Source organism: Leifsonia sp. NPDC056824 (genome assembly GCF_042789575.1).
Taxonomy (GTDB): Bacteria; Actinomycetota; Actinomycetes; order Actinomycetales; family Microbacteriaceae; genus Leifsonia.
In genome coordinates, this window is the sequence record NZ_JBHUAV010000003.1 from 211,578 (window position 1) to 229,279 (window position 17,702).

At 69.0% G+C, this 17,702-nt stretch carries 16 protein-coding genes; 6 read left to right on the forward strand and 10 right to left on the reverse strand.

What is annotated here, in order from left to right; all coding sequences use genetic code 11:
- The first annotated feature begins 162 nt into the window (after positions 1-162).
- Positions 163-1,374, forward strand: a complete 1,212-nt coding sequence (locus ACFRFH_RS13865; RefSeq protein WP_382463586.1) for an LCP family protein — start codon at positions 163-165, stop codon at positions 1,372-1,374.
- Between the two features lie 55 nt (positions 1,375-1,429).
- Here the strand turns inward: ACFRFH_RS13865 and ACFRFH_RS13870 are convergent, their stop codons facing one another.
- The 4 genes from ACFRFH_RS13870 to ACFRFH_RS13885 are packed head-to-tail and all read right to left on the reverse strand — an operon-like array spanning position 1,430 to position 4,652.
- A complete protein-coding gene (locus ACFRFH_RS13870; RefSeq protein ID WP_382463587.1) occupies positions 1,430-2,173 on the reverse strand; it encodes an HAD family hydrolase in 744 nt (247 codons plus the stop codon).
- Positions 2,170-2,769 carry a GNAT family N-acetyltransferase gene (locus ACFRFH_RS13875; protein WP_382463588.1) on the reverse strand — a complete coding sequence of 200 codons (600 nt, stop codon included), beginning with the start codon at positions 2,767-2,769 and terminating at the stop codon, positions 2,170-2,172. Before ACFRFH_RS13875 ends, ACFRFH_RS13870 begins: the two co-directional genes overlap by 4 nt.
- Positions 2,769-3,779 carry a tryptophan--tRNA ligase gene (gene trpS, locus ACFRFH_RS13880; RefSeq protein ID WP_382463589.1) on the reverse strand — a complete coding sequence of 337 codons (1,011 nt, stop codon included), beginning with the start codon at positions 3,777-3,779 and terminating at the stop codon, positions 2,769-2,771. Before trpS ends, ACFRFH_RS13875 begins: the two co-directional genes overlap by 1 nt.
- Positions 3,780-3,812: 33 nt before the next feature.
- Positions 3,813-4,652: an exodeoxyribonuclease III gene (locus ACFRFH_RS13885; protein WP_382463590.1), complete on the reverse strand. Its 840-nt coding sequence runs from the start codon at positions 4,650-4,652 to the stop codon at positions 3,813-3,815.
- Positions 4,653-4,790: 138 nt separating this feature from the next.
- Here ACFRFH_RS13885 and ACFRFH_RS13890 point away from each other — a divergent pair, with 138 nt between their 5' ends.
- A complete protein-coding gene (locus ACFRFH_RS13890) occupies positions 4,791-6,398 on the forward strand; it encodes an RCC1 domain-containing protein (RefSeq protein ID WP_382463591.1) in 1,608 nt (535 codons plus the stop codon).
- Positions 6,399-6,435: 37 nt separating this feature from the next.
- Here the strand turns inward: ACFRFH_RS13890 and ACFRFH_RS13895 are convergent, their stop codons facing one another.
- Positions 6,436-7,680 (reverse strand): YihY/virulence factor BrkB family protein, encoded by a 1,245-nt coding sequence (locus tag ACFRFH_RS13895; RefSeq protein ID WP_382463592.1) that lies wholly within the window; start codon positions 7,678-7,680, stop codon positions 6,436-6,438.
- 152 nt (positions 7,681-7,832) lie between these two features.
- Between ACFRFH_RS13895 and ACFRFH_RS13900 the strand changes: the two genes are divergently transcribed.
- Positions 7,833-9,164, forward strand: a complete 1,332-nt coding sequence (locus tag ACFRFH_RS13900; RefSeq protein ID WP_382463593.1) for a hypothetical protein — start codon at positions 7,833-7,835, stop codon at positions 9,162-9,164.
- Between the two features lie 134 nt (positions 9,165-9,298).
- On the opposite strand, the gene ACFRFH_RS13905 is transcribed toward ACFRFH_RS13900, so the two are convergent.
- From ACFRFH_RS13905 to ACFRFH_RS13925, 5 genes are all read right to left on the reverse strand, one after another.
- Positions 9,299-10,060: a succinate dehydrogenase iron-sulfur subunit gene (locus ACFRFH_RS13905; RefSeq protein WP_382463594.1), complete on the reverse strand. Its 762-nt coding sequence runs from the start codon at positions 10,058-10,060 to the stop codon at positions 9,299-9,301.
- Entirely contained in the window at positions 10,060-11,862 is a 1,803-nt protein-coding gene (gene sdhA / locus ACFRFH_RS13910; protein WP_382463595.1) for a succinate dehydrogenase flavoprotein subunit, read from the reverse strand. Before sdhA ends, ACFRFH_RS13905 begins: the two co-directional genes overlap by 1 nt.
- Positions 11,863-11,880: 18 nt before the next feature.
- Positions 11,881-12,324: a succinate dehydrogenase hydrophobic membrane anchor subunit gene (locus tag ACFRFH_RS13915; protein WP_370056507.1), complete on the reverse strand. Its 444-nt coding sequence runs from the start codon at positions 12,322-12,324 to the stop codon at positions 11,881-11,883.
- A gap of 1 nt (position 12,325) precedes the next feature.
- Positions 12,326-12,742 (reverse strand): succinate dehydrogenase, cytochrome b556 subunit, encoded by a 417-nt coding sequence (sdhC, locus tag ACFRFH_RS13920; protein WP_179607700.1) that lies wholly within the window; start codon positions 12,740-12,742, stop codon positions 12,326-12,328.
- Positions 12,743-12,879: 137 nt separating this feature from the next.
- Positions 12,880-14,001, reverse strand: coding sequence for a mannose-1-phosphate guanylyltransferase (locus tag ACFRFH_RS13925; RefSeq protein WP_382463596.1), 1,122 nt, complete (start codon positions 13,999-14,001; stop codon positions 12,880-12,882).
- 74 nt (positions 14,002-14,075) lie between these two features.
- Between ACFRFH_RS13925 and ACFRFH_RS13930 the strand changes: the two genes are divergently transcribed.
- From ACFRFH_RS13930 to ACFRFH_RS13940, 3 genes are all read left to right on the forward strand, one after another.
- Positions 14,076-15,245: a glycosyltransferase family 4 protein gene (locus tag ACFRFH_RS13930; RefSeq protein WP_382463597.1), complete on the forward strand. Its 1,170-nt coding sequence runs from the start codon at positions 14,076-14,078 to the stop codon at positions 15,243-15,245.
- A 72-nt stretch (positions 15,246-15,317) separates the two neighbouring features.
- A complete protein-coding gene (locus tag ACFRFH_RS13935; RefSeq protein WP_382463598.1) occupies positions 15,318-16,451 on the forward strand; it encodes a magnesium and cobalt transport protein CorA in 1,134 nt (377 codons plus the stop codon).
- Between the two features lie 163 nt (positions 16,452-16,614).
- The gene (locus ACFRFH_RS13940; protein ID WP_382463599.1) at positions 16,615-17,697 is read left to right on the forward strand and encodes a BMP family protein; all 1,083 of its coding nucleotides are present in this window, start codon (positions 16,615-16,617) and stop codon (positions 17,695-17,697) included.
- Positions 17,698-17,702: the final 5 nt, after the last annotated feature.

The following is a 17,702-nucleotide window of genomic DNA, read 5'->3' on the forward strand; positions in this document are numbered from 1 at the left end:
GCTCGTGCGTCGTGCGTGTGGATCCTTGCAGATTCCTCACCTGCGGGAAAGGTTTCGCGCAGACTGCACCCCTACCGTGGAAGGATGAGGCATTCTTCGGTCGAAAGGCCACTTCCCGTGCGCCACGGCCGTCTGCCGAGGCGCCGAGCGCGCGGACCCGTCATGCGCCTGCTGGCCGCCGCCGTGGCTGTGTTCGTCATCTCCGCCGGCGCCGTCGGCGCCTACGCGGTGCAGGACACCGTCCGGTCGCTGAAGCCGTCCATCCATCTCGTCTCCGCGGCAGGCAAGGCCGTCACCGTGCCCAGTGTCGGCGCGGAGTCCGGCGCGGTCAACATCCTCCTCGCGGGCACGGACACCCGCACCGGCCAGGGCGGCCAGTTCTCCAGCTCGCAGGAGCTCGCCGGCAGCTCGGGCGCAGGAAACAACGACGTCACGATGATCCTGCACCTCTCGGCGGACCACCAGCACGCCACGGTCATCAGCATCCCGCGCGACCTGATGGTGCCGATCCCCTCCTGCCCGACCTCGGGTGGCGGCTCCACGTCGCCGCAGGACAGCGCGCAGTTCAACACCACGCTGTCGACGGGAGGCCTCTCCTGCGTCGTCCTCACGGCGGAGGCGCTCACCGGCCTCAGCATCCCGTACGCGGCCGAGATCAGCTTCGACGGCGTCTCGGCGATGTCCAACGCCGTCGGCGGCGTCCCCGTCTGCCTCGCGACGCCGCTGAAGGACCCGTATGTCGGCCTCAACCTGCCGGCCGGCCAGCAGACCCTGGTCGGCTCCCAGGCCCTCGCCTTCGTCCGCAGCCGTCACGGCGTCGGCGACGGCAGCGACCTCGGCCGGATCAGCAACCAGCAGTTGTTCCTCTCGTCGCTGCTGCGCACGGTGACGAGCGCGGGCGTGCTGAGCAATCCGCTCACGCTCTTCACGCTGGCGAAGGCCGCGACCTCCAACCTCACCCTCTCGGACACGCTCTCGTCGCCGACGACGCTGGTCTCCATCGGTCTCGCGCTGAAGAGCGTGTCGCTGAGCGACTTCGTGTTCCTCCAGTACCCGGCGATGACGGACCCCGCGAACGTCAACCGCGTCGTCCCCGAGCCGACGGGCGTGGACGCCCTCAAGCAGGCGCTCGCGAACGACACCCCGGTCCAGCTCACCGGAACGACGGGCAACGGGACGGAGTCGGCCACCCCGACCCCGTCGGCGTCGCCGTCGAGCGCGCCGAGCACGGCCGCGACGCCCGCGCCGAGCGCGACGGCCGCGCCGAGCACCTCGAGCGGCAGCACCCCGGCCCCGACCTCCTCGTCCGTCGCCCTCCCGTCGAACGTCACCGGCCAGACCGCCGCGCAGCAGACCTGCACCAAGGGCAACTAGACGATCTAACTGACAGGACACGCCGCCTGGCGCACGCGCCAGGCGGCGTGTCCTGTCAGTTCGTTCCGGCGGTGAGCGCGTTCGGGACGGCTGTCAGCGAGCGGAGCTCGATGACGTGGACGCGGGCGGCCTCGGCCGCGTCGTCGGGCGTGGGGACGTCGCCTCGGCGGTTGAGCCATACGCCGGTCAGGCCGGCGGCGGCGGCGCCGATCGCGTCGGTGCGGAGGCGGTCGCCGACGTAGGCCGCGTCGGCCGGCCGGACGCCGAACACGGAGCAGGCGTGCTCGAAGATGCGCGGGGCCGGCTTCGCGACGCCGACCTCGCCGGATGCGATCAGGTGCTCCATGCGGGTGTCGAGGCCGACAGCCTCCACCTTGCGGCGCTGGAAGGCGAGGTCGCCGTTGGTGATGAGCCCGAACCGCACGCCCGGGAGCGCGGCCTCCAGCGCGTCCAGGCAGGGGAGGGCGTCGTCGTGCAGCGACCAGGCCGCGACGTAGTGCTCGAAGTAGTCCGCGAACCAGGCGCTCGCCTCGGCGTCGCTCAGCTCGACGCCGTGCCGGGCGGCGAAGTCGCGGGCGCGCGCCCGCCGCTGACCCTCGAAGTCGAGCCGGCCCGCGAGGTAGGAGTGGTAGTGCTCCTCCTCCAGGTCGTGCCAGAGCGTGGTCAGCTCGGCGGCCTCCATCGTGCCGTACGGCTCGCCGAGCAGGCCCGCATAGCGCTGGATGCCCGCCGACACCGCGGCGCGATGGGCGAACAGGGTGTCGTCGAGGTCGAAGAGAACGACCCGCGGGCCGGTCATCGCACTGCCAGCACGGACGTGAACGCCGGCCATCCGTCCGCCGGCCGCCGCGGGTCGGCGGGCAGGAGCGCGGCCTGCCAGTCGTCGCGCCGGACGCCCCGGTGCGTCACGCCGAGCCGGGCGACGCCCTCCCACTGGAAGCCGGCCCGCTGGGCGACAGCCGCGCTCGCGACATTGCCCGCGAACGCGTGCCAGACGACGCGCTGGAGTCCCAGCCCCGCCGACGCGTCGAACGCGTAGTCGAGCACCAGGTCGAGTGCGGCGGCCATCCAGCCGTGCCCGCGCGCGCCCGCGGACAGCCAGTAGCCGATCTCGCCCTCGCCGTCGTCGAGGTGGTGCAGCCCGATCATCCCGTGCAGGAGGCGCGTCTCCGCGTCGCGCAGCGCCCAGGTGCACTCCCGCCCGCTCGCCCAGCCGTCCGGGACGATCCCAGTCACGAACCGCTCCGCGTCGGCGCGGTCGTACGGGGAGGGGACGGTGGTCCAGGCGGCGACCTCCGGATCGCAGCAGAACTCCGCGATCCGGTCGACGTCGGCCTCCACCGGCGCCGACAGGACGACAGGGCCGCCCGCCAGCTCCACCGGGGCCGGAGGCATCAGTGCGCCCGTCGCAGCAGGCCGATCGCGTTGTAGGCCTTCGCCAGGGTCCGCTCGGCCACCTCGCTCGCGCGCTCGGCGTTGCCCGCGAGGATGCGGTCGAGCTCGGCCGGGTCGGAGAGCAGGTCGAGCGCGCGCTCCCGGATCGGGCCGAACGTCTCCACAACGACCTCCACGAGGCCCTTCTTGAAGTCGCCGTAGCCCTTGCCGTCGTACTCCAGCTCGATGTCGGCCACAGCGCGGCCGGTGAAGGCGGAGTAGATGCTCAGCAGGTTGGAGATGCCCGGCTTGCCCGCGCGGTCGAAGGACACGACGCCGTCGGTGTCGGTGACCGCGCGCATGATCTTCTTGCGTGTCACGTCCGGCTCGTCGAGCATCCAGACGATGCCGGCGCCCGACTCGGCGGACTTCGACATCTTCGACTCCGGGTTCTGGAGGTCGTAGATGCGCGCGCCGTCCTTGAGGATCATCGCCTGCGGCACGACGAACGTCTCGCCGAACCGGCTGTTGAAGCGCTCGGCGAGGTCGCGGGTCAGCTCGACGTGCTGGCGCTGGTCGTCGCCGACCGGCACCACCTCGGCGTCGAACAGCAGGATGTCGGCGGCCATCAGCACCGGGTACGCGAACAGCCCGACCGAGGTCGCGTCCGCGCCCTGCTTGGCCGACTTGTCCTTGAACTGGGTCATCCGGGAGGCCTCGCCGAACCCGGTGATCGTGTTCAGCAGCCAGGCGAGCTGCGCGTGGGCGGGGACGTGCGACTGCACGTACAGGGTGGAGGCCGACGGGTCGATGCCCGCGGCGATGTACTGCGCGGCCGTGCGGCGGGTCTTCTCGCGCAGCTCGACCGGGTCCTGCGCGACGGTGATCGCGTGCAGGTCGACGACCGAGAAGAACGCGTCGTGGTTGCTCTGCAGCTCCTTCCACTGCAGGAGGGCGCCGACGAAGTTGCCGAGGTGGAGGGAGTCCGCCGACGGCTGCATGCCGGAGTACAGGCGGGGGAGTGTGCTCATGTCACTGCTTTCGGGTCGAGAGGGGTGCGGATGCTAGACGGCGTAGTCGACGACCACGGGGGTGTGGTCCGACCATCGCTCGTCGTAGGCGGCCGCACGGTCCACCGCGTAGTTCTCCACCGTCGCCGCCAGCGCGGGGGAGGCGAGCTGGTAGTCGATGCGCCAGCCGGTGTCGTTGTCGAAGGCCTGCCCGCGCCACGACCACCAGGTGTACGGGCCGTCGACCTCGCCCGCCGCCTTGCGGCCCACGTCGACCCAGCCGAGCCCGGCGCCGTCGTTGTAGCGTGCGTCGTCCTCCGCGCCCAGGATGCGGTCGAAGTACGCGCGCTCCTCGGGGAGGAACCCCGCCTTCTTGACGTTGCCCTTCCAGTTGCGGATGTCGAGTTTCCGGTGGCCCACGTTGAGGTCGCCCATCACGACGGCGTGCTCGCTGTGCTTCACGAGCTTCGGGAGGCGGGCCTCCATCGCGTCGAGGAAGGCGTACTTGGCCTCCTGCTTCTCGGTGCCGGCCTCGCCCGAGTGCACGTAGGCGCTCACGACAGTGATCACCGTCGAACCGACTTCGTAGTCGGCCTCCAGCCAGCGGCCCGCGCTGTCGAAGTCGGGGGAGCCGAGCTCGACCCGGTGGATCTCCGCCCGCGGATGCCGGCTGGCGATCGCGACGCCCGCGCGCCCCTTGGCGGTGGCGGGGTCGTGCACGATGTCCCACTCGTCGCCGAGGAGCCCCTGGAGGTCTTCGGAGGACGCGCGCACCTCCTGCAGCGCGAGGATGTCGACCTCCCGGCTGTCGAGCCACGCCCCCATGCCCTTGCGGAAGGCGGCACGGATGCCGTTGACGTTCACCGTCGCGATGCGCAGGGGTTTCGAGGGCATGCCTCCAGCCTACCGGGCGCACCGCCCGGCGATTTCGGGGAATCAGACTCCAGAGGGATGCCAGTGACATCTGAGATTGATACATTAACGGAGCGAAAGCAGCAGCACAACGTTCAGCGAAACAAAGGAGTGACACGAATGAATGAACCCTTGAAGCCCCCGGCGGCCCCCTCCCGTCGCACGATCGTCAAGGGCGCCGCGTGGGCGGCGCCCGCCATCGCGCTGACGGTCGCCTCTCCCGCCTTCGCCGTCTCCACCCCCGTGACCGTCCTGACGGTCGAGTTCACCCAGCCGTTCTACACCACGACGCCAGGCGGCCAGTTCAGCTCCCCCGTCGTCGCTGCGAAGGTCTGGGACGCGAGCGGGCCCGTGGCGAACGCCGCCGTCACCTTCGAGATCGCGCCGATCGAAGACACCGAGGGGTCGGAGACCGAGGGTGACGACACGTCCGACGGCGTGGATGTCGTCGCCGCTTTCGGCCGTCTCGACGGCCCGCCGGCGAACACCGTCATGTCGTCGGCCGAGGGACAGGCCACCCCTGCGGTCATCCACGCGGGCGAGGGTGTCGGAGTCCTCCGTGTCACCGCGACCGCCGTGGTCACGCGCGACGGCGCCGTCGAGACCGCGACGGCGGAGACCTACATCCGGATCTTCGCCTTCATGACCACGACGGTGCCCTTCTCCGCCGGTTACCGCGGCACGTCCGCGTTGGGCTCGGGCAGCAAGACCAACAATCCGGTTCCGGCCGCTGTCGCGATGCCGTCGTCTGCGAGCGACGTCACCCTGCTCGGCGCCGGACTGTACCGTGCGGGCTTCGCTCTCGACGCGTCCGGGACCGTGTGGAGCTGGGGCTCCGACTACTACCGCACCCAGGCGGTGCGCAAGACCCAGCCGATCCCGGTGCCGTTCGCGAGCATGCCGAAGGACATCGTCCAACTCGAAGGCACGTACTATGCGATGTTCGCGCTGACGAGGAGCGGTGAGGTCTGGGGCTGGGGCTACAACCTGGAGGGCCAGTTCGCCGATGGGACGACCAACGGCACGTTCCGGGAGGCTCCGGTCCGCATTCCGAATCTCGGCCCGGTGAAGAAGCTGGCAGGCGGCCATTACAACATGCACGCCCTCCTCGAAGACGGGACGCTCTGGAACTGGGGGTACGGCCGGTATGGCAGCCTCGCGGACGGCATCACCACCGTCCACCGCGCCACCACCCCGACGCGGGTGACGGGATTCCCGGCCGATCGCCTCGTGGTCGATGTCGCGGGCCGGAACGACGGCGCGTCGGCCGTCCTCGACGACGGCACCGTGTGGTCGTGGGGCCGCAACGGAGAGGCCCAGATCGGCGACGGAACGACCTCGCACCGCTACGTCCCGACCCGGGTCACCTCGCTCAGCGGCGCGACGGCGGTCTACTCCAACTACTGGAACGTCGGCGTCGTCCTCACCGACGCCACCTGCCGGCTCTGGGGCTACGCGGCCTACTACAACCTCGGCAACGGGTCGACCACGAATCCCAAAGTCCCCGTCGATCCCGGTCTGACGGATGTGACCGAACTCTCCTGGGGGCTCCAGACCGGCCACGCGCGCCTCACCGATGGCAGCGTGTACGGCTGGGGCTACAACGGCAACTACGAGACCGGTACGGGCGTGCGGGGGGCCATCAAGACCCCGCTGCGTGTCCCCGGTATCGGTCCGGTGAAGCAGATCGCCCAGTCGCAGTACTCGACGTACTTCCTGCCCGCGTAGCTGTCGAGGACTCTTCCTCGACAGCGGCGTCGGCGCGCTACTGCCGTGCGCCGACGCCGCTGTCGTCGAGGAGGTCGTTGAGCCGGTGCTCGGCCCGCTCGACCCGGCGCTGGGCGCCCAGCCGGGCGAGGAACCGCGCGTGCGCCAGCTCGTCCCTCGCGGTCTCGAGCTCGGCCTTCGCGACCAGCACCCGCGCCTCGTATTCGGCGGCCGCGCGCTCCGCGGCGGCCTGCTCCGGCGTGATCATCCGCGGTGAGATCCCGCTGTCGAACATCCCGACCGCGATCCAGGAGGCCGACAGCAGGATGACGCGCGAGACCAGGTTGAACCAGATCAGCAGACCGACGAACACCGCGAAGGTGGCCAGCAGCGGGTTCTTCGAGGCGCCCGTCAGCAGGAGGCCGCCGAGCGCGCTCAGCCCCGCGAGCACGCACGAGCCGAGCAGCACGCCGAAGAAGAGGTTCCGCCAGGGGATGGAGACCCGCGCCATCACGCGGAACATCGCGCCGAGGGTGAAGATGTTGAGGATCACCGAGATGAGCAGCCCGGAGAAGCGGGTGAGCGCATCCGTCCAGAATGTGTCGGAACTGAGCCCGATGAGTTGGAAGAAGAACGTCAGCGCCTGCGTGCTGACGATCGAGATCAGCGCCGAGAACACGAGCACCAGCCCGAACCCGAGGGCCAGGAAGAGGTCGCGGATCTTCTGCAGCACGTAGTTGGTCGTGTCGCGACTGAGCCCGAAGACCGCGCGCACCGCCTGGCGGGTGTAGTAGAGCCAGCCGATCGCCGTCCAGAGCAGGCTCACCGCCGCGACGATGCCCGACCAGCCGAAGGCCGTCGCCGACTCGAGCTGCTCGGAGTTGATGACTCCCGGCGTGGTGGCGGTCGAGATGAGCCCGGGGATCGCCCGGTTGATGATCTCGACCAGTGACTCGTAGATGTCGTTGTTGCCGCTGAGCCAGACGCCCGCCGCCGAGAAGCCGAGCCAGACGGCCGCGAACACGGCGAAGAGGGACTGGAAGCCCATCCCGGCGGCGCGGAGGTTGCCGTCGGAGTGCGAGAAGTTGATGTAGACCCGGTACGGACGCAGGGCCTGCACCCACTTGGCCCAGCGGGAGACCCGGGCGACGGGTTTCTCGAGCCGCTCCTTGAGCGGTTCGGTCGCGTCGAGGATGCGCTCCTTCAGCGTCTCCTCCGGTTCGACGGTGCCCTCGGCGCGCTGCAGCGCCGGATCGGGCTGCGCCGTCACCGTGCCCTCCCCGCTTCGCGACTTCCTGGCCACGCGGCAAGGATATCGACTCGGCCCGCACCGCCGGGACCCTCCGTCCCGCGGGGCCTGACGCCGCCGTTTGGACGTTGGCGGAACGATCAGCTAAGATTGGCGTGAAACATCTTACCTTGTTCCATGAAAAGGCCCCTTCTTCTATGAATGAAATGCTCGACTCCAAACCCAACTCCAAGACCGTCAGCCGACGGACGGTCGCAAAGACGGCCGCCTGGGCTGCTCCCGCGATCGCCCTCTCGGCCGCCTCGCCGGCATTCGCGACCTCCACAGAGAACAAGGTCGCGATGATCCTGTTCGACGAGCCCTCGTATGACGTTCCGGCCCCCGGAATCATCACGATCACCGGAACGCTGGTCCCCATCACGGGGCAGAAAGTTCCCGCCGATATCGAGTTCGGCAGGACCTTCCCCGGGGCGACGGGCTGGTACGCCTCCCAGCCGGTTGTCTCAGGCAACACGTTCACGATGACGCTGCAGGCCTTTGCGAACGCGACACCAGGCGCGACGCTGAAGCTGTCGTCCTCGAACTACCCGGCGTACACGCCGGGCACGACCACGGTGAACCCGATCGGCGCCCCTGTCCCCGTGGCGAGCGGCGAGATCAACTTCGACCACGAGCTCTACCTGCTGCCCCGGGACGGCGAAGTCGAGATCTCGGGAGTCCTCGTACCCGCGGACGGCACGTCCGTCCCGGCCGGCATCGCTCTCGTGGCCGACGTCGCCCGCGCCGACTACGCGGTGTCCCAGCAGCCGGTGGTGACGGGCGACACGTTCACGATGAAGGTCCGCAACGTGACGTCGACCACCATGCCCATCCAGCTCTCGGTCCAGAGCTCGAACTACCCGTCGTACACCGCCGCGACGACGCAGCTCTCGCTGAACGCGCCGGGCGTCATCGAGGCCGGGTACGGGATGCTTCCGATCGCGAACACCTGGGTCGCGAGCACGTCGGCGGCGACCGCGGGACGGGACAAGGCGGTGCGCTGGTTCCACCCGGCGGCGAGCACCCCTCTCATCGTGACCGCGGCGATGCTCGGAAAAGCGTGGCTCGACCTGAGGGTCTCCCTGCAGGCCCACTCGACCTTCACGGACAACTTCAAGACTGCGCCGTTCAAGGTGCCGGCATACTCGGGCGCCTTCCCCGACAGCTTCCCGGATCTCGCTGTCCGCACGGAGGCCAATGTGATCAGCCTGACCGTGAACGGCGTGGCACAACAGGTGGGTCACGGCATCGGTCTGCGGCTCGGTGCATCGACGATCAGTGGTCCCGGACTGGTCGGGGGGTCGGCCCAGCCCTTGGTCCCCTTCTGGCCGAGCCGCGACTCGTTCGGCAACGCAACGACCGACGGCAACGTCTACGCCTTCCTGCCGGCCTCGCTCCCGAAGGGCTCCGTCGGCAAGGTCGAGATCGTGACCACGGTCGCGCGCCCGGACGGCGCTGTGACGAAGATCGGCTTCGTCGTCGACTACTGGTACAAGTAATAACAGCGTCCGAAGGCGCCCTGGTTACCAGGGCGCCTTCGGCGCGTCGGCAGTGCGTTCCGTGACGTACGCGGTGAGACGACCAAGGCGCCCCCGGGTTTCCCCGGGGGCGCCTTGGTCGTTCGAGCGGAAGCTCAGGCCTTGCCGCGCATGATGGCCTGCTTGACCTCGGCGATGGCCTGGGTCACCTGGATGCCACGGGGGCAGGCGTCGGTGCAGTTGAAGGTCGTGCGGCAGCGCCAGACGCCCTCCTTGTCGTTGAGGATGTCGAGCCGCACCTGCGAGTTGTCGTCGCGCGAGTCGAAGATGAAGCGGTGGGCGTTGACGATCGCGGCCGGGCCGAAGTACTGGCCGTCGGTCCAGAACACCGGGCAGGACGACGTGCACGCGGCGCACAGGATGCACTTGGTGGTGTCGTCGAAGCGGGCGCGGTCGGCGACCGACTGGACGCGCTCCTTGCCCTTCTCCGGCTTCGAGTTGGCGACCAGGAACGGCTGCACCTCGCGGTAGCTCGCGAAGAACGGCTCCATGTCGACGATGAGGTCCTTCTCCAGCGGCAGGCCCTTGATCGCCTCGACGTAGATCGGCTTGGAGATGTCCAGGTCCTTGATCAGCGTCTTGCAGGCGAGGCGGTTGCGGCCGTTGATGCGCATCGCGTCCGAGCCGCAGATGCCGTGGGCGCACGAGCGGCGGAACGTCAGCGAGCCGTCCTGCTCCCACTTGATCTTGTGGAGGGCGTCGAGGATGCGGTCGGTCGGGAACATCTCGACGTCGAAGTCCTGCCAGCGCGGCTCGGTGTCCACGTCCGGGTCGAACCGGCGGATGATGAGCGTCACGGTGAACGACTGGATGGGGGCCTCGGGGGCCGGGGGAGTCTCGAGCACGGCGCTGGACATCAGTACTTCCTCTCCATCGGCTGGTAGCGGGTCACGACGACCGGCTTCCAATCGAGCGTGATGTGGTCGGCCGCGTCGGCGGAGTGCGGGTCGCCGGTGAGGTAGGCCATCGTGTGCTGCATGTAGTTCTCGTCGTCGCGCTTGGGGTAGTCGTCGCGCATGTGTCCGCCGCGCGACTCCTTGCGGTTGCGGGCGGAGAACACGACGACCTCGGCCAGGTCGAGCAGGAAGCCCAGTTCGACGGCCTCCAGGAGGTCGGTGTTGAAGCGCTTGCCCTTGTCCTGCACCACGATGTTCTTGTAGCGCTCGCGCAGGCGGTGGATGGTGCCGGTGACCTGCTCGAGCGACTCGTCGGTGCGGAACACCTGGGCGTTCCGGTCCATCTCGTCCTGCAGCTCCTTGCGGATGGCGGCGATGCGCTCGGTGCCCGTGCCGTTGCGGAGCCCGGCGATCATGTCTCGGACGGCCTTGGCCGGGTCCTCGGGCAGCGGGACGGCCGTGGCGGTCTTGACGTACTCGACCGCGTTGTTGCCCGCGCGCTTGCCGAACACGTTGATGTCGAGCAGCGAGTTGGTGCCGAGGCGGTTGGAGCCGTGCACCGACACGCACGCGCACTCGCCGGCGGCGTAGAGGCCGGGGACGACGGTGGTGTTGTCGCGCAGCACCTCGGCGTTGTTGTTGGTCGGGATGCCGCCCATCGCGTAGTGCGCCGTCGGCATGACCGGGACGGGCTCCACGACCGGGTCCACGCCCAGATAGGTGCGGGCGAACTCGGTGATGTCGGGGAGCTTGGTCTCCAGCACCTCCGCGCCCAGGTGGGTGCAGTCGAGCAGGACGTAGTCCTTGTGCGGGCCTGCGCCGCGGCCCTCCGCGACCTCCTGGACCATGCAGCGGGCGACGATGTCGCGCGGCGCAAGGTCCTTGATGGTCGGGGCGTAGCGCTCCATGAACCGCTCGCCCGAGGCGTTGCGGAGGATCGCGCCCTCACCGCGGGCGCCCTCGGTGAGGAGGATGCCGAGGCCGGCGAGGCCGGTCGGGTGGAACTGGAAGAACTCCATGTCCTCCAGCGGGAGCTTCTTGCGCCAGATGATCCCGACTCCGTCACCGGTGAGGGTGTGGGCGTTGGAGGTCGTCTTGTAGATCTTGCCGAAGCCGCCGGTCGCGAACACGATCGCCTTGGAGTGGAAGACGTGCAGCTCGCCGGTCGCCAGCTCGTACGCGACGACGCCCGCGGGCTGGTCGACGCCGTCGACCTCGTTCATGATGACGTCGAGGACGTAGAACTCGTTGAAGAAGTTGATGCCGAGCTTGACGCAGTTCTGGAACAGCGTCTGCAGGATCATGTGGCCCGTGCGGTCGGCCGCGTAGCAGGCCCGGCGGACCGGGGCCTTGCCGTGGTCGCGGGTGTGGCCGCCGAAGCGCCGCTGGTCGATCTTGCCCTCGGGCGTGCGGTTGAACGGCAGGCCCATGTTCTCGAGGTCGATGACCGCGTCGATGGCCTCCTTGGCGAGGATCTCCGCCGCGTCCTGGTCGACGAGGTAGTCGCCGCCCTTGACGGTGTCGAAGGTGTGCCACTCCCAGCTGTCCTCCTCCACGTTGGCGAGCGCCGCGGCCATGCCGCCCTGCGCCGCGCCGGTGTGGGAGCGGGTGGGGTAGAGCTTCGAGATCACCGCGGTCTTCGCGTGCGGGCCGGCTTCGATCGCGGCACGCATGCCGGCGCCGCCTGCGCCGACGATGACGATGTCGAACTCGTGATAGTGGACGCCGTCGATGACGGTGGATTCAGTGGTTTCAGTTGTCACAGCTTTGGTTTCCGTCAATCACTTGGCCGGGCAGAACGAAGGCAGGTCGGCCGCGTGGGCTCCCGCCGGGCACGGGTCGAAGGTGAAGATCACGAGCGTGCCGAGCACGATGAGCACGACGACCGCCGCCAGGACCGCCCACTTGAGGATGCGGTTGACCATGACGTTGTGCGCGTAGTCGTTGATCAGCGTGCGCATGCCGTTGCCGCCGTGGATGAGCGCGAGCCAGAGCATGAGCAGGTCCCAGACCTGCCAGAACGGCGTCGCGTACTTGCCGGCGACGAAGGCGAAGTCGATCTGCTTGACGCCCGCGCCGAGGACGAGGTTGATCAGCAGGTGGCCGAAGATGAGGATCACCAGCACGAGGCCGGAGGCCCGCATGTAGATCCAGCCCCACTTCTCCCAGTTGACGCCCTTGCGGGCCGGACGGGCCGGCGAGCGCGGAGCCTCGATGGTCGTCACGTCAGTTCACCTCCGAGAAGATGTGAATGAGCTGCGTCGGGACGAAGCCGGCCATGAGGATCACCCAGAGTGCGATGACGATCCAGAACATGACCTTCTGGTACTTGACGCCCTTGCTCCAGAAGTCGATCAGGATGATCCGGATGCCGTTGAAGGCGTGGAAGATGATCGCCGCGACGAGCGCCATCTCCCCGAATCCCATGATCGGGTTCTTGTAGGTGCCGATCACCGCGTTGTACGCCTCGGGGCTGACCCGGACGAGCGAGGTGTCGAGGATGTGGACGAGAAGGAAGAAGAAGATGGCGACGCCGGTGATGCGGTGAAGCACCCACGACCACATGCCCTCACGGCCGCGGTACAGCGTGCCGCCCGGCCTCGACTTCGTCGGTTGCAGGGTCCCTGCCGCTTGCTCTGGCACGAACAACCCTCCCTGGTTGCGATCGCGGAAAGATGGCGCACGAAGCGCGTCGCAAGTCTATGCCGCGGAGCGCGTGCGCGCTGCTTAGGGTGACCTTGGTTATCTCGACGTCGAGATAAATGGGGGTCGCCCGCGCCTCAGAGCACGTCCGTCGAGCCCGTGACCTTCAGTGCGTCCACCACCGACTTCACCCGCTGGGCGTTGTCCGTCGTCGTGACCAGCAGGGCGTCGGGCGTGTCGACGATGACGATGTCCTTCACGCCGATCAGGCTGATGACGCGCTTGGTCTGGGTGACGACGATGCCGCTGGATGCGTCGGCGAGCACGCGGGCGTTCTCGCCGAGGATGGCGAGGTCCGTGGTGCGGCCGCCGGAGTTCAGCTTGGAGAGGGAGGCGAAGTCGCCGATGTCGTCCCAGTCGAAGTAGCCGGGGATGACCGCGAGCCGGCCGGCGGCCGCCGCGGGCTCGGCGACGGAGTAGTCGATCGCGATCTTCTCCAGGTTCGGCCAGATCCGGTCGACGGCGGGGCCGCGGGTGGCCGGGTCGTCCCAGGCCTCCGCGAGCTCCAGCAGCCCGGCGAGCAGGGCCGGCTTGGTGCGGCCGATCTCCTCCAGGAGCAGGTCGGCGCGCGCGATGAACATGCCCGCGTTCCAGAGGTACGAGCCGCTGTCGAGGTAGCTCTCGGCGGTCGGCAGGTCGGGCTTCTCCACGAACGCCCTGACCTCGAGCGCGCTCGGGGCGCCGGTCACGGTCAGCTCGTCGCCGCAGCGGATGTAGCCGAACCCGACGGCGGGCTCGGTCGGCTTGATGCCGATGGTCGTGATGTAGCCGGCGTCGGCGGCGGCGACGGCCTCCTTCACGGTGGAGGCGAACAGCCGGTGGTTGCGGATGACGTGGTCGGCGGCGAACGACCCGATGATGACACCGGGCTCGCGGCGCTGCAGGATGGCCGCGGCCAGCCCGATGGCGGCGGTGGAGTCGCGTGGCTCCGACTCGAGGACCACGTTGGAGTCGGCCAGGGCCGGAAGCTGCGCCTCCACGGCGGCCCGGTGTGCGCGCCCGGTGACGACCATGATCCGCTGCTCGCCGGAGATCGGGGCGAGGCGATCCCAGGTGTTCCGCAGCAGTGTCTGCCCCGACCCGGTCAGGTCGTGCAGGAACTTGGGGGCGTCCGCCCGCGACAGCGGCCACAGCCGGGAGCCGATCCCGCCCGCCGGGATGATGCTGTAGAACCGGTCGAGCGCGCCAGGAGAAGTCATGACGAAAGGATACCGAGCGGTTCCGGACACCTCCTGTTCACAGTCGGGACATTCCCCGACGCGACACTGGCCTCATGCGGGTCGCCGTCGTCAGCGAGAGTTTCCTCCCCACAGTGAACGGGGTGACCAACAGCGTCCTCCGGGTGCTCGATCATCTGGCCGCGGAGGGCCATGAAGCGATCGTGATCTGTCCGGAGGCCGGGGCGCCGGAGGAGTATGCGGGGTACCGCATCCACCAGGTGCCGTCCATCGCGTACCGGCAGTTCCCGGTCGGGCTGCCCAGCCCGCAGGTGCAGCGCATCCTCGCCAGGTTCGAGCCGGATGTGCTGCATGCGGCCTCTCCTTTCTTCCTGGGGGCGCAGGCCATCGCCGCCGCCAACCGTGTCGGCGTGCCCTCCGTCGCCGTCTACCAGACCGACGTCGCCGGGTTCGCGCGGCGCAACGGGCTCGGGATGACCGCCGCCATCGCCTGGAAGTACGTTCGCTGGGTGCACGAGGGCGCCGATGTCACCCTCGTCCCCTCGTCGGCCAGCGAGTACGACCTCCGCCAGGCCGGGGTCCGCCGGCTTGCCCGCTGGGGGCGCGGCGTGGACCTGGAGCGGTATCACCCGAACAACCGGCGCACGGCCGACGCCGTCGCCCTGCGCGAGCGGCTCTCGCCGGACGGGGAGGTCGTCGTCGGCTACGTCGGCCGGATCGCGCCGGAGAAGCAGGTCGAGCGGTTGCGGGTGCTGCGCGGGCTGCCGGGGGTATCGGTCGCGATCGTCGGGGACGGGCCGGCGCGGGAGGCCGTCGAGCGGCAGCTGCACGGCGTCCCCACCACCTGGCTCGGCCGGCTCGGGGGCGCCGAGCTCGCCGCCGCGTACGCGGCCTTCGACGTGTTCGCCCACACCGGCTCGGAGGAGACCTTCGGGCAGACGGTCCAGGAGGCGCACGCCTCCGGACTCCCGGTGGTCGCGCCGCGCGCCGGCGGCCCGATCGACCTGGTCGAGCACGGTGTCGACGGGCTCCTGTTCCCTCCGGCCGACGACCGCGGACTGCGCGCCGCCGTGTCCATGCTCGCCACCGACGCGCCGCTGCGCCTGCGGATGGGGGAGGCCGGCCGCCGGCGCGTGCTCGGCCGCGGCTGGGACGTGCTCTGCTCCGAGCTCGTCGGGCACTACGAGCAGGTCATCCTCGACGCCTGCACCGAGGTCCGCCGCGGTGGGGCCCAGCGCACCGGCGGGCTGCGCGCGTACAGTTAGGTGGCGCTGCCGCCCGGGTCGCCGGGCGTTGCACGGGCCACCTCACGTTTTCCGCGCACCAGGAGGTGAACCTTGGCGAACCTGAACCGACGCGGCATCCCGATGCCCTTCGTGTCCCGAGCCCGGCGGGTCGATCCTCCCAGTTCGCCTGCGCCCGTCCTCACCGAGCCGCAGCGCACGGCCCGCTCCAGCATGGTGGACAGCGCGATCTACGCGGACGGCGTGCGGGTCGCCTCGCCGCGCACCCTGGCCGAGACCTACCGCGCGCTCGACGACACCCCGGGCGGCGTCGCCTGGATCGGGCTGTACCGGCCGACCGAGCAGGAGCTGATGTCGCTGGCGGAGGAGTTCAGCCTCCACCCGCTGGCGATCGAGGACGCGATCGTCGCCCACCAGCGACCCAAGCTGGAACGGTACGACTCCGTGCTGTTCGTCGTGCTGAAGGCGGCCAGCTACCTGGACGTGCCGGAGGAGGTCGACTTCGGCGAGCTGCACCTCTTCGTCGGGCCGAACTTCGTCATCACGGTGCGGCACAGCGAGTCGCCCGACCTGTCGACGGTGCGTCACCGGATGGAGCGGGAGCGCGACCTCCTCGCGCTCGGCCCGCAGGCCATCCTCTACGCGATCATCGACGCCGTCGTGGACGCGTACAGCCCGGTCGTCGCCGGGCTCGCCAACGACATCGACGAGATCGAGACGCAGGTCTTCGGCGGCGACGTGCTGGTCTCCCGGCGCATCTACGAGCTGTCGCGGGAGGTCATCGACTTCCAGCGGGCGACGCATCCGCTGTCGTCGGTCATGGTTGCCCTGGAGCGCGGCTCGGCGAAGTACGGCGTCACCGAGGAGCTGGAGCGGCGCCTGCGCGACGTGGCCGACCACCTCACGCAGGTGAACGAGCGGGTGGACGGCTTCCGCTACCTGCTGCGCGACATCCTGACGGTGAACTCGACGCTCGTCTCCGAACGCCAGAACGAGGAGATGACCCGGCTGGCGCACTCCACGCACCGCCAGGGCGAGGAGGTCAAGAAGATCTCCTCCTGGGCGGCGATCCTCTTCGCACCCACCCTGATCGCCGGCATCTACGGGATGAACTTCCACAACATGCCGGAGCTGGCATGGCCGCTCGGGTACCCGCTGGCGGTGCTCGCGATGGTGGGGTTGAGCACGCTGTTGTACGTGGTCTTCAAGAAGCGCGGGTGGATGTAGCGGGCCGCCTGCTCAAATGAGCAGTCGCCAACGGCGCGCGCGTTTGTAACGCTTACATGAAGAAGCCGGATTTTCGATCAGAGCCGTTCGTCACATTCGGTAACGTGCACTGCATACAGTGGCCGTCCGGCACCCGAGGCGGCCTGCATCTTGGAGGACAACCTTGACAATCACAGCTCGTAAGGCCGGCCTCGTCGGCCTTGCGGTGACCGGCGTCGTCGCGCTGCTCGCCGCGTGCTCGGCTGCCCCGTCGTCGACCTCGACGACCGGCGCCGCGAACAGCAAATTCCTGCCCTGCATGGTCTCCGACTCGGGCGGATTCGACGACCACTCGTTCAACCAGCTCGGCTACGAGGGCCTCCAGCAGGCCGCGGGCACCCTCGGTGTCAAGTACAACAAGGCCGAGTCGAAGAGCGAGAACGACTTCGCTCCGAACATCCAGAGCATGGTCGACGCCAACTGCAACCTCATCGTGACCGTCGGCTTCCTGCTCGCCGACGCCACCAAGAAGGCCGCTGCAGCGAACCCGGACGTCTCCTTCGCCATCATCGACGACAGCTCGATCACCGCGAAGAACGTCAAGCCGATCATCTTCGACACCGCGCAGGCCGCCTTCCTGGCCGGCTACGCAGCGGCGAGCTACTCGAAGACCGGCATCGTCGGCACCTTCGGCGGCATGCAGATCCCGACCGTCACCATCTTCATGGACGGCTACGCGGACGGCGTGAAGTACTTCAACCAGCAGAAGGGCAAGAACGTCAAGGTCGTCGGCTGGGACGTCGACAAGCAGAACGGCTCCTTCACCGGTGGCTTCGACGCCAACGAGACCGCGAAGAACACCGCTCAGGGCGTCATCGACCAGAACGCGGACGTCATCATGCCCGTCGGCGGCCCGATCTACCAGTCGGCCGCGCAGGCCATCCGCGACTCGGGCAAGAAGATCGCGATGATCGGCGTCGACGCCGACGTCTACCAGTCCGACCCCACCGTGAAGGACCTGCTCCTCACGTCCGTCATGAAGGGCATGAAGCCCGCCACCAACGACGTGGTCACCCAGGCCGCCAAGGGCAAGTTCGACAGCACGCCGTACGTCGGCACGCTGAAGAACGACGGCGTCGGCCTCGCACCGTTCCACGACTTCGCCTCGAAGGTCGACTCGGGCCTGCAGGGCGAGATCGACAAGATCAAGGCCGGGATCATCGACGGCTCGATCAAGGTCACCTCGCCGTCCTCGCCGAAGCAGTAACAACC